The sequence below is a fragment of the Salipaludibacillus neizhouensis genome, assembly GCF_002886185.1.
Classification (GTDB): domain Bacteria; phylum Bacillota; class Bacilli; order Bacillales; family Salisediminibacteriaceae; genus Salipaludibacillus; species Salipaludibacillus neizhouensis.
In genome coordinates, this window is sequence record NZ_KZ614146.1 from 7,927 (window position 1) to 21,194 (window position 13,268).

General features: G+C 34.6%; 8 protein-coding genes and 2 pseudogenes. 8 read left to right on the forward strand and 2 right to left on the reverse strand.

Annotated elements, in window-relative coordinates:
• A pseudogene (locus tag CEF18_RS00055) lies at positions 1-230 on the reverse strand (CGNR zinc finger domain-containing protein); the annotation flags it as partial.
• Positions 231-697: 467 nt separating this feature from the next.
• Here CEF18_RS00055 and CEF18_RS00060 point away from each other — a divergent pair.
• Positions 698-1,135 carry a VOC family protein gene (locus CEF18_RS00060; RefSeq protein ID WP_110934577.1) on the forward strand — a complete coding sequence of 146 codons (438 nt, stop codon included), beginning with the start codon at positions 698-700 and terminating at the stop codon, positions 1,133-1,135.
• Complete coding sequence (locus tag CEF18_RS00065; protein ID WP_147422028.1) at positions 1,135-2,022, forward strand: pyridoxamine 5'-phosphate oxidase family protein; 888 nt, start codon at positions 1,135-1,137, stop codon at positions 2,020-2,022. Before CEF18_RS00060 ends, CEF18_RS00065 begins: the two co-directional genes overlap by 1 nt.
• Positions 2,023-2,503: 481 nt before the next feature.
• On the opposite strand, the pseudogene CEF18_RS00075 reads toward CEF18_RS00065, so the two are convergent.
• Positions 2,504-2,758 (reverse strand): annotated as a pseudogene (locus CEF18_RS00075) (recombinase family protein); the annotation flags it as partial.
• A 397-nt stretch (positions 2,759-3,155) separates the two neighbouring features.
• Here CEF18_RS00075 and CEF18_RS00080 point away from each other — a divergent pair.
• From CEF18_RS00080 to CEF18_RS00105, 6 genes are all read left to right on the forward strand, one after another.
• Positions 3,156-5,741, forward strand: a complete 2,586-nt coding sequence (locus tag CEF18_RS00080; protein ID WP_110934580.1) for a hypothetical protein — start codon at positions 3,156-3,158, stop codon at positions 5,739-5,741.
• Between the two features lie 14 nt (positions 5,742-5,755).
• On the forward strand, positions 5,756-6,193 hold the full coding sequence (locus CEF18_RS00085; RefSeq protein ID WP_110934581.1) for a hypothetical protein: 438 nt from the start codon (positions 5,756-5,758) through the stop codon (positions 6,191-6,193).
• 294 nt (positions 6,194-6,487) lie between these two features.
• The gene (locus CEF18_RS00090; RefSeq protein ID WP_110934582.1) at positions 6,488-7,054 is read left to right on the forward strand and encodes a restriction endonuclease subunit S; all 567 of its coding nucleotides are present in this window, start codon (positions 6,488-6,490) and stop codon (positions 7,052-7,054) included.
• A gap of 21 nt (positions 7,055-7,075) precedes the next feature.
• A complete protein-coding gene (locus CEF18_RS00095; protein ID WP_110934583.1) occupies positions 7,076-8,668 on the forward strand; it encodes a type I restriction-modification system subunit M in 1,593 nt (530 codons plus the stop codon).
• Entirely contained in the window at positions 8,658-9,884 is a 1,227-nt protein-coding gene (locus tag CEF18_RS00100; protein WP_183041224.1) for a restriction endonuclease subunit S, read from the forward strand. Before CEF18_RS00095 ends, CEF18_RS00100 begins: the two co-directional genes overlap by 11 nt.
• A 23-nt stretch (positions 9,885-9,907) precedes the next feature.
• Positions 9,908-13,066: a type I restriction endonuclease subunit R gene (locus CEF18_RS00105; RefSeq protein WP_110934585.1), complete on the forward strand. Its 3,159-nt coding sequence runs from the start codon at positions 9,908-9,910 to the stop codon at positions 13,064-13,066.
• The last annotated feature ends 202 nt before the right edge of the window (positions 13,067-13,268 follow it).

Below are 13,268 nucleotides of genomic sequence, written 5' to 3' on the forward strand. Positions count from 1 at the left end.
AAAAACGTTCGCAGATCCCTCAAAGTAGATAACCCATTGGATAATAAACTTTTCTCATCAAACTGATTAGAGAACAAGATACCTGATTCTTTCTTTATTTTGATCCAATTAGCCAAATCTTTCTCGGAAACAAGTAAGTCATGACGAATACCACGTTTCACAATTTCCGTATTCACGAGGTCCAAGGATAAATGTCCGGAGACTAATGGAAAAAATTTATTCGTTAACATCATAATTCCTCCAAATTTTTTTATTCATAAACTAACCCCATAATAACCTATTGACAAGTTAAATTAAAGTCTCTATTATACTAACCATAACAATTTATTTAAACGGTTAGTTTAGGCGAAGAGGTGAATGTTATGTAAAAAGTTATCAAACCGCCCTACACGTAAGAAATTAATCTAAAAAGGTAGAGGCAGAGGCAGAGGAAAATATGCGTAGTCCCAAAACTTTAGTCCAATTCTACACAATTGATTCAAAAATGGAGAAATCGAACTGAGTATTTTCAGGAAGAGAAGCTAACAAAGAATTTTTGAGGCATAAATAAGAAAATGATTTTAACTATAGAAATCGAAGGATGATTTTTATAGTTGCTGAGACAGGAAATTGGATGCCATGCTATGGAAATGATTATCCAATAGATGAAATGAATCTTCGTTATAAAATAAAATATATTTAGATGGAGGTCAGTTAAATGAAAACAGGTCATGTAGGACTTAATGTAAAAAACCTTAAAAAATCACTTTTGTTTTATACAGATGTTTTTGGACTTGAAACGATTCGTGAATCAAATGAGAATGGAAAGATATTTGCCTTCTTAGGACATAACGGAAATATAACAATAACATTATGGGAACAAAGCCAAACTGAATTCTCAAAAAATCATTCAGGGCTTCATCATTTGGCTTTTGAAGCAGATTCCATTGAGGTTGTTAAGAGCATGGAGAAAAAGGTAGTTAGTATGGGTGCAAAGATGATTTATCATGGGATTACTTCACATGAAGAGGGATCTGAATCCGGAGGAATATTTTTTTTAGATCCTGATGGTATTCGATTAGAAATTTACACTCCTTCAGGCATTCAATCCCATGTTGATAATAATTCAGAAGGCCCTGCTTGTGGTTTTTTCTAATGATAGGATATCATCAAGGAGAAATTGAAGTTCAAGAAAAATCTTGTTTAAGAGAAGAAGCTTCACGTATAAGCAAGATTATTCGCAATGACATTCCGGATGTCGCTGCGAGGTTCATTGAAAGACAGGTCATGTTAATTATTGGTTTAAAGGATGAAAAAGGCTTTGTATGGGCTTCTCTGGTGTATGGGGAACCGGGGTTTGTGAAGGCAGTGGACCAGCAAACAATATCAGTGTTATCTCTTCCCTTTAAGTCTGATCCCTTATTTGTCGGAATGAAGGCAGGCAATAATTTAGGAATTCTAGCAATCGAATTTGCAACTAGAAAACGCATGCGATTAAATGGACTAATTACGCAGGTTCACGACACTGGATTTAATGTGAAAACACGAGAGGTATATTCGAACTGCCCGAAGTTCATACACTCACGTAAATTTTCAGGTTTCGAAACAATGAAAAGTATAGAAACTAAAAAATCTACACAACTGGATAAAGGTCAGATTGAAAAGATTCGTCTTGCAGATACGTTTTTTATTGCGACTCACCACCTAGAAAGTGGTGCAGATGTTTCTCATCGCGGAGGCTTACCGGGATTTGTTCATATTGTTGATCCGTGCACCCTAGTAATTAAAGACTATACAGGAAACGCTATGTTCAATACTCTAGGAAATTTAGTAGAAAATCCACAAATGGGGTTGTTGTTTCTTGATTTTGAGGCAGGGGATCTCCTGCAAGTCAATGGAGAAGCGACTGTACAATGGGAAGGAACCGAGAAGTCAATTTATTTTAATGTTAGACAAATAAGAAGTGTTATCGGAGGGTTCCCTCTCAGATGGGAGTTTGGAAGCTACTCTCCATTTAATCCACCTATATTGGACCAAAACTGATACTATAAAATCATATGCAACTCAGTTTAACTTCAATCAATCAAAATGGCTTAACATCTATGGTTTTTAAAACCAAGAAAAAGCCGATCATCTCCCAATTATTGCAAGATGATCGGCTTTTTTCAATTGATGATCCCTCTAAAAATCAAAATTCGCAAGATTTTCAGTGGCCTCTGTTACAGCCCTTATGAGTGTGATGAACTCCATTTTTAAAAGCACGCTTTGAGTGGTTTTTCTCATAGCGTAAACGAAGCCAATTCCAACAATGTAGTTCATCCAAAATATTAGTTAACAGATGTTTAAGAAACGGGCGTATGACCGGATAAGAAGTGCGTCTGTTTTGCGTATAAAGGCCCGTGGAACTGACCTACTAATTGGCACCTTCAACTACCTCGATTTAACGGCTCTTGGAAGGCAGTAGGACTGGGAACAGCCACCTGGGCGAAGTGACGGCAACGGCAAGATATGGCTTCGTCGTCATACGTGTAATGTATTTCCACTCTGCAATGACTTCATCATAGGATCTACCGAGTCGGTCTAAGGCGTCAATATAAATGAGGTCCCCCTCACGAATTCGCTCACGTAAAGCCTGATACTGAATTCGATCAAAATTAGCCCCACTTGCCTTTTCCATAAAAATGTCTCGTTCATCGATTCATTTTTCAATCATCTTTATTACCTGGCGAGATTCATTTTGATCTTTACTTGAAACTCTTATGTATCCGAAAACTTTCATGTTAGACATAACGTTCACCTCTTGTGCCTTCTTCTTAATTATACACTTTTCAACTGAAAAGGTGGTGGTTATTTTATAAACGTTTATAAAGTATTTTATATACCTTTTAAAACGTAAAACGGTATCGATTATAAGTGGTTTTTAAAGTATACCTTTATAAACAAATAAGGGGAATTTTCCGGAAATAAAAGGATTTTAACATATTTTGGCGAAATAGAGTGTAAAGGACTTTAAATGAGATTTAAAATAAGGGATATTTAAACACTAGCAAGAAGGGTGGTTTCTTTAATAATTAAGATAAGATTAAGAGATGGCAAAGTGGGAACGCATACATAATAGTAAGAATTTTATTTACTAATACAGAAAAGTGTAATAATAACTGAAGAAGGTGATCATCGTGACATTATTAAGTTACCAATCCCATTCAGATATTGATACAAATTATTGGAGGGAACTGGGAATAGCGATCGATTCAATTAGTGATATAACAAAACCTGAAGCAATGCTAGATAAGCAAGTAGAAGCGATTTTAAACAGGTTAAATATTGAACAATTGAAAGAGATTGCTACACTTTATGAAGTAGAATTTAAAACGGACACTTTAAAGGATACTTTATTAAAACGATTTAATATTCTAGATAAAAATATAAAAAAAGAAATATTAATATTGCAAGGTTTTTTAAACCGAAAGAAGAGGGCTGTTGATGAGATATACTCAGTAAAGATAGGTGATAATGATGTATCATTCTTTAATTCACTTGCTCGTGTGAAACAACTATTTGCAAAGTCACCAATATTTTTAATAGAAATATACACTTATTTTTTATGGAGTGAAAAAGGATCAGGAAATATTTATACTCTTAATGCCAGTATACCTTATCACAAATTAGTGAAGTTAAAAACAGAGTATAAAACCACATTCCCGGACCGCCTTTATAAATTGTCGAACAAAAATAATAGATACAAAATACACTCATCTTATTCAGTAGATAAAACGGAACTCATTTTACATCTTTATAAATTGGTTAATGATGTGCCGCGCCCAGACTTTGATCAAGCTATCCGTAACAAGGAAATTTCTTCGATTTTGTTACGAATAAATATAGAACAACAGTTGGTAGAAATAAAAGGAGCAAATAAAGGAGATGAAGCCAATATTATCTCCTATTTAGAAGATACATTTATTATTAAGGTATCCGAGATTGAATCAAAGGTATTTCGGGGTTATGACGTTAACGCGATCCGTAATGCATTTTTAACAGGTGAAAATGTTAATGAAACAAAAGTGAGTGACTTACTAGTAACAAAGATGGCCTTTCGTGACAGCTTAATAAAAAGAAGTCCCAAAGTAACTTTAGAACTGGATAACGAATCTATATGGACATCAATAATTGATGCTAAAAATAAGGGAATTGTCAGCCTTCGTAGTATTAAAGATATTGAGCACCTCACTGGACAGGTACAAAATAAAAAACGAATAATACGAAGTGTGATTCTTTCAAATGGAAATCTCCTTTTTACATTCGATGATAGTCGTATGGAGACTCAAATTAAAGAAGATTTTAAGAATGAGTTTTTTAATTTATTTGGACTTCCACTCTTTCAAGAAATATCGAATTATGAGTTTCCAGCAGGAAAGGCAGATAAGATCGATTATTTGATGGGATTATCTTCGCCTGGAAATTTGTCAACAGACGAAAAATCTCTATATGAGAAGTTAATTATAGATGGGCTCATTAATGAGCATCTTAAGTTGATTCTTACATGTAAAGAATGTGGGGATGTGGACGAACTCGAGGACATAAACTATGATAACAATTCGTTTTTATGTGGGTGTGGAAGTACAAATTGTTTCCAACGAAAAATAACTAATGTGGAAGTTGATATAAATCGGATAATTCTGTTTACCAAAAAGAAATTTGCTGAAATATTAGAGTCACATGGCTACTTAGCTTCAAAAAAGCCATCGACTATTCACATAGACGAGAGTAAATATAAATTTATTATTTATAGAAATGATGAGACGAATGAAACAATTCAGTTATTTATTACAAGTGATCATATACGTCCATCTTTTATAAAGCGTCTTTCCACAATGATGATTCCTACGTTGATTATTACGGTTGGAATGGTCGACGAAACGGTCCAATCTTTAAGAGACAAAGGTGTCTTTCCAATTAATTTTGGTGAAATATACTTATCTGATATGCAAAGGCTTGAAGGCTTATATGCTGACACAATTGAGACAGTTAAATTACAGTTAAAGTCAAGTATTGCAAAAGCAGCTGACAATGCTTTTGAATCATTAAAAAGAACACTAGGAAATCCGAGTAATAATGATACTTCTTATACAGATAAAGTTTTTGAAGATGATGTATTTGCTATCTTAAAAGATCTGATCCCGAACGGGGAGAAATGGGGAAAAGAAAAAAGTGGTAAGGCTTATCCTGAAGGAATTTTTGCAATTTCTACTAAGAATAAGAGACATGAAGATCTTAGAAGGGTATTTTCCTATGATTGCAAATACACGAAAAAAGATGATGGATATGATTTAAAAAAAGAGGAACAAAGGAAAGCAATTGATTATGTTGAAAAATTGAATGATAGTGACTATATCTTAAACTATAGTGACAAAAATGAATTAACTGCACATATTTTTATCTCGAATCGTTTCAGGAATGTTCAGAAAGAAGGGATGAAAACGTATTTTAACGAAAAGTTAGGTGATGATTATAACACTAGGCCTATTTTTTTGGATATTGAATCCCTCCTTTATCTCCACGAGTTGTATAGACAGAATATCGAACATATATATGCAAATCGGAACCTTTTTTATGAAAAGTTAGTTATGTTAATGACTCGTGAAAACATTGATAAAAGTGAAGTCAATAAATTATTTAGTAGAGCATTAGATAAAGATCTAGAAGAAAATCAACTCTTAGATACCAAAAAAGTAACGAATTCGTTAGAGGGAGATATATAAAAAGGAGGTGCATAATGCTTCAATTAGAAATTGATCAAAAGGCTATTCAAAATTTTAATGCTCACTTTGGTTACTTTATTGAAGAACATATTGTGTCCTACTATAATCCTGATTTCGTCCTAGTTTTTTCTCCATTTTCATATAGCATGTCATTCTTAAAAAACGAAATTATTGTCTCCAAAATAGAGGACAATCGAATAGTAGATGTAATACAATTAAGTTACAGAAACTTGATTCCGGATTCATTCCTTACTCATATCCTATCCCTCGATTCAATACCCTCACGGATATTCCGATATCGAGATATTGGGCTAAATCGATTACGTGCGGAAATAATTGATGAATTACGCTTAGGAGCAATAACAGCAGCTGATAAAATAGCAATATGGGATGATTACCATATAATAATAAAAATTTCCTACAAACTTCAAATGGAAAACATTTTGAGATAAATCTTGTAGTTATTACGTCAACAAAGAAGATCCCAATAGAGTACACTCTATTGGGATCTTTTACGTTTATTGATTTGCTTTGGCCGATAATTTGCGCTTATTGTTACTGCTAAGTAATAATGACCTGGACTTGCAGGATTATCTTGTTCGAAAGTGGACATTGCTTCCAACAATTTTAGTGTAATTCTTACGAATTACACTAAAATTGTTGACTGAGTATTTTCAGAGTGATAGGATTAAATTAACACTATGACATAGTAATTTTTAAAAAATACTTTCCATAGAGGGTGGGATATGAAACTTGAAGATATTATCACAGTTAAAATTGGAAGAAACCTCTCGAGAGGAAAGGGAAAAAATGATTTAACTTTAGTTGTTTATTCTTACGAGGATTTAATGAACGATTTAGATGGCTCATTTCTAGACTCAAAAGCTAGTTCTTATAGTGGAAATTCAAATCATAGAGACGGCTATTTGAGCAGATCCGGAGATGTTATTTTTAGCTTTGTAAGTTCTAAAGCTGGTATAGTAAGTGACTTAAACCAAGGGAAGATCATAAACCAAAACTTTGCCAAACTCACTATTGAACATGATCATTTGGATAGAAACTATTTATGTTATACATTGAATGAATCATACTCAATCAAAAAGCAAATGGCTATTTCCATGCAAGGAAGTATAGTACCTAAATTAACACCAGCAATCTTAAAGAAGTTAGAAATTAATTTACCAAGTATTGAGAAACAACGGACGATTGGAAAAGCATATTTGTCTTTGAGAAAGCGCCAAGCTTTGGCAAAGAAAGAAGCTCAACTTGAAGAGAAACTTTATTTAGAAATATTGAAGCAATTAGATCAGTAGTAGAAAGGTAAGGGAAGCAACATGACAAATTTAAACACAAAATTATTTGGTGCTGCAGACAGCTTGCGAAGCAAAATGGATGCATCAGAATACAAAAACTATTTATTAGGATTGGTTTTTTACAAGTACTTATCGGATAAGGTATTAGAAAAAGTAGTTGAAATAGCAGATGAATCGGCCGAAGAGTACAACACACAAGAAAAACAAGCTCAATTGTATAGGAGTTTATTAACTGATGAAGAGATAAAAGATGACTTGATTGAAACCTTAGTAGATACATTAGGCTATGATATTGAACCAGAGTATTTATTCAATGTATTAGCTAATCAAGCTAAACAAAACACGTTTCAGCTGAATGACTTGAATAAAGCCTTTATCGATTTGTCTACGAAATATGATCAATTCAATGGATTGTTTGATGATTTGGATTTGAAATCTAGAAAATTGGGATCAGATGATCAGCAACGTAACATTACAATTACAGATGTCTTGAAGAAACTACATGACATCGATGTGATAGGACATGATGGGGATGTCATTGGGGATGCCTATGAGTTCCTAATTGGTCAATTTGCCTCAGAAGCTGGCAAGAAAGCTGGAGAATTTTACACACCTCATCAAGTATCTGTCATGATGGCTCGTATTGCTGCAATGGGTCAAGAAGACAAAAAATTATTTAGCGTGTATGACCCAACCATGGGATCCGGTTCCTTGATGTTGAATATTCGAAACTATATCAACTTCCCAGATAGTGTGAAGTACCATGGACAAGAACTAAATACAACAACCTATAATCTAGCGAAGATGAACTTGATCTTGCATGGTGTTGAAAAAGAAGATATTCGCTTACGCAATGGGGATACATTGAACCAAGATTGGCCGACAGATGAACCTTATACCTTTGATTCTGTACTTATGAATCCACCTTACTCTGCAAAATGGTCTTCTGATGCGACGTTCTTAGATGATTCTCGTTTCAATCGTTACGGAAAATTAGCACCAAAATCAAAAGCGGACTTTGCTTTTCTTTTACATGGGATTTATCATTTGAAAGATTCGGGAACAATGGCCATCGTTTTACCACACGGGGTCTTGTTTCGAGGAGCTGCTGAAGGCGTGATTCGTAAGAAGTTATTAGAAGATGGCAGTATTGATGCTGTAATTGGAATGCCAGCAAACTTATTCTTTGGGACATCCATTCCAACAACCGTCATCATCTTGAAGAAAGATCGTACGACTCGTGATGTGTTATTTATTGATGCAAGTAATGAGTTTATAAAAGGAAAGAACCAAAATAAATTTTCCGAAGAAAACATTGATAAGATTGTCGAAACGTATAAAAAGCGAGAAGGTGTGGAGAAATATTCCCACGTCGCTACTTTTGATGAAATCAAAGGGAATGATTTTAATTTGAACATCCCTCGATACGTAGATACCTTTGAGGAAGTAGCATCTGTTGATATGGCTTCAATTGGTTCAACAATTAAAGGCATTCGAAAAGAAAAAGCAGAACTTGAATCTAGCTTATATGATATGATTTCTTCATTAGAATTTGATGAAGAAAACGCAGAATGGATTAAGGGTGCATTAGAGGTGTTTAATCGTGGAAAATAAATATACACCTGAAATTCGGTTTTCAGGATTTACTGGAGATTGGGAACAGAGTAAGCTGGGGGATTGTGTAAACTATATAAAGGGATATGCGTTTAAATCAGAAGATTATAGAAGTGAAGGTATCAGAATAGTTAGAGTTTCTGATTTATCTTCTAACGAGATAAAAATGAGTAATGGAAAATTTTATTTAGATGAAAAATATGAAAAAGAGTTTAAAAAATATAAATTGAACATAGGAGACATTATTATTACAACAGTAGGATCAAAAGCTGAAATGAAGGACTCCGCTGTTGGGAGACCAATAATTGTTAGTAAAGAAGATGAAGGTTTGTTAAACCAAAATTTGGTTAAAGTTCATCAGATAAATGGATATAATAGTTACTTTATTTATGTGAATTTATTAAGAGAAAACTATACGAACTATATAGCAACCATAGAAAGAGGAAATGCAAATCAAGCTAATATAGCTATAAATGATTTATGGGAATATACAATATATTTGGCTTCTAATGAGGAACAACAAAAAATAGGTGATTTTTTCAAACAACTTGATGACACTATCTCTAGTCATCAGCAAGAACTAACCACCCTCAAACAAACAAAGCAAGGATTCTTGCAAAAAATGTTTCCTAAAGAGGGTGAATCGGTTTCGGAAGTTCGTTTCCCAGGTTTTACTGGAGATTGGGAACAGCGCAAGTTGGGAGAAGTTGCTAAGTTTATAAACGGTAGAGCATACAAACAACATGAGTTATTAAATTCCGGGAAATATAAAGTGTTACGAGTTGGAAACTTTTATACAAATAATTCTTGGTACTATTCAGATTTAGAACTTGGTGAAAAGTATTATGCAGAAAAGGGAGACTTACTATACACTTGGTCTGCCACATTTGGTCCACATATATGGTATGGAGATAAGGTCATTTATCATTACCATATTTGGAAAGTGGACTTATCGGATAATCTTGATAAACAATTCACTATTCAGTTATTAGAATATGATAAAGCAAAAATTCTAAGTGATAAAAATGGTTCCACGATGGTTCACGTTACGAAAAACGGAATGGAAGAAAAAAAAGTTTTGTTACCATCAATTGCAGAACAATTTAAAATCGGCAACTTTTTTAAACATTTAGACGACACGATTGATCTTCACCAACGCGAATTGGATTCCTTGAAAGAAACGAAAAAAGCATTCCTACAAAAGATGTTTGCTTAAGTAAATAGAAGGGAGGGAGAAACATGACAAAGATACCGCATAATGATGAAGTTGAGGTGGAGCGTCGCCTGATTGAAGTATTAGGGGAAGGGTATAACCAGTGGAATTATCGTCCAGATTTAAAATCAGAAGAAGATCTATGGAAGAACTTACGTAAAATAATCACACAAAATAACTTATCAGAAATTGAGGAACATCCCATATCTGATAAAGAATTTGACACGATTAAAACAGAATTATTATCGAAAACGAAGACACCCTTTGAAGCTGCTAGATGGCTTAAAGGGGAGAATGGAATCTCACGTATTACGATTGAACGTGAAGATGTTTCACAGGGTTCAATGTCGTTGGTGTTGTACTCCAATCAAGACATTGGTGGCGGAATTTCTACATACGAAGTTGTTCATCAGATTGCGAAACAAAAGGCAAACGTTGATGATCGTGATCGGCGTTTTGACGTGACACTCTTAATCAATGGGTTGCCAATTGTTCAAATTGAATTGAAACAGGTTAGTGCCAAAGACGGAGTATTCCAAGCCTATAATCAAATTAGAAAATACGCAGAAGAGGGGACGTTTAGAAATAATATCTTTTCTACCCTTCAGTTATTTGTCATTTCCAATGAACAAACGACTCGCTATTTTGCCAATGCAATGCCAAAAGACATGCATAAGAAATTTGTTTTTAGCTGGCGAACAAAAGACAATCGAAAAGTAGAAAATCTTTATGAATTTGTGAAACAAGTCTTAAATATTCCAGATGCACATCGCTTGCTTGCCAATTATACGATTGTGAGTGAAGAGCAAGACAATAAAGTCCTAATGGTGTTACACCCTTATCAAATACATGCGATTGAAGCCTTGTTTACATCTGCCATGAAACATGAATCAGGATATGTTTGGCACGCGACTGGTTCAGGAAAAACGTTGACAAGTTTTGTTTCTACGAAGTTATTAGCTCGCAAACCAGGTGTAGATCGTACGATTATGCTCATTGACCGGAAAGACTTGGATAATCAAACTACCAATGAATTCACTAAATTTGCTTCAGAGTTTAATACGGGAATTTCTTCTGGTAATGCCAAGTCGAATAGTTTGATTGTTGGAACCGGAAGTGCAAGGGAGTTAAGTGATACGCTACTATCTGATTCTAATTCTAATACAGTGATTATTACTACGCGTCAAAAATTAGAATCTGCTTTGCGCTATGCCCAAAGGGTAGAAGAACAAAAAGGCACTCAGCGCTTTAAGAAACTAATGGGACAACATATTGTTTTTATCGTGGATGAATGCCATCGAGCATTAAGTTCAGAAGGGATGGAAGAGATTAAGGGTTTCTTTCCAACTTCGACGTGGTTTGGGTTCACAGGTACGCCGATATTTGATGTAAATAAGAAACAAGCTAAAGGGCGATTAGCTCGCACCACTCCTGATCAATATGGAAAAGATTTGCACACCTATACCATTAAGAATGCGTTAGAAGATGGGGCTGTTTTAGGGTTTCAAGTAGAGCATGAAGATACGATTGAACCAACCTCATTAAATAATTATATTTTTACTCAACTAAGTCAAAATGAAAAATACGTCAATGTTAGTGCCGATGAAATTAACAACATGATCGATCAAATGGATGGTATGGAAAAGGAAGCCTATCTTGACCCATCTTCATACGAAAGTGATGAACATATCCAAAAAGTCATTCATAAGGTTTTTCGACCGGATAATGCCTATACTAAATTTGATTTCCAAAATGGGCGCCCACAAAAGTCTGCCATTTTAACAACAAGTTCAATTGATATGGCGAAACGCTACTATCAGGCAATCAAGGAAATGACGAAAGACCCAGAATGGTTGACGAAAGAATTTGCTGGACATCCGATTCGAAAGGGGCGCACGATTGAAGATCCAGATTTCCCACGGGTTGCCATCACTTATTCAGTACAAGAAAACGAAGAAAATTCCAAACATATTCACGATGAAATGAAAGAAATTATCAAGGATTATAACAATTATTATGACACTGCTTGGTCGATAGAAGATATTGAACGATATAATGGCGATATCAACAATCGTTTAGCTCGTAAAAAAGCAGAATTTAAAGAACCTGGGAAACAAATAGATCTTGTCATTGTCGTAGAACGCTTATTGACTGGATTTGATGCGCCAATGATTCAAACGTTATTTGTGGATCGAAATTTGAGTTACGCCAATTTAATCCAAGCCTTTTCTCGAACCAATCGTACTTATCCAGGAAAGACAAAGGGATTGATTGTGACATTCCGAAAACCTTCGACAATGGAACATAATGTAAAGGATGCGACGAAGTTATATTCTGAAGAACAAGAGGAATCTAAGATTGTTTATCCAACTTATGATAAATCGAAGAAACGCTTCAAAAAGGCTCACAAAACATTGCAAACAGTGGTGCCAATCCCAACCGATATGAACGAGCACTCTCCGCTTGAAACTCGAATTGAATTTGTGAAGGCTTTTCAAGAGCTAAATAATGCTTATGAAGCTTTAGTTACGTATGATGACTACAACAATGATATGGAGAAATCAAAAGTACTTCAAGAACAGGTGAAGACGTTAGAAGAATATATTGGCGTATACAACACGGTGAAGGGTTCGCTAGTCGGTGAAGGGGTCCAAGGTGGAACGGAACCAGGGTTCTCAGACATTGAATTCTATGGAGAAAATGAAATTAAGATCTATGATATTGACTCAACCTATATTGACCGCCTATTAGAAACGTACTTAGCCAATAATCAGAATATCCGTGACGAGATCGAAAAAGCACTTCAAAAGCTTAATAAATCAGACATTGTTAAAGACGTATACCGTACGATGTTAAACGCTATTGATACCGAAGAAATAGATCCAGACCAAGATATTCTTGCAGTGAAACGACGCTTCTTCAATGAATCCTATAATAAAGCGATTGAAGAATTTGCGAATACTTGGTTTGTGGAGGAAAGGGAGCTATATTCATCTGCAATTCAATATGTGATAGGAACAGAGCCTATTCCGAATATCGGAGGAATTATTAACAGCAAGCAATTTGATAAGTATAAAGCCGTTCACCCAGATGCAATACCGTTGAAATACGGACCAGAAATGAAGCGTCAGTGGAGAAAGACATTAAATGAAGTCATTGTACCACTACATGACGAGTTAAGATAAAATCGTTTTGAAATTAATGTTATTCTTTAGAAGGAGTTAGAGTTCGTAAACATATTAAGTTTCCTTAAGAACTAAGACTGAAGCACCTACAGTACTTCTTGGAATCGTGCCGTCAAAACGTACTTATTATATGTTATCAAGACCTAAATTGTAAAAGGGCATAAAAAATAAAGGGTGATGCATATTAGTCATGTATAATATG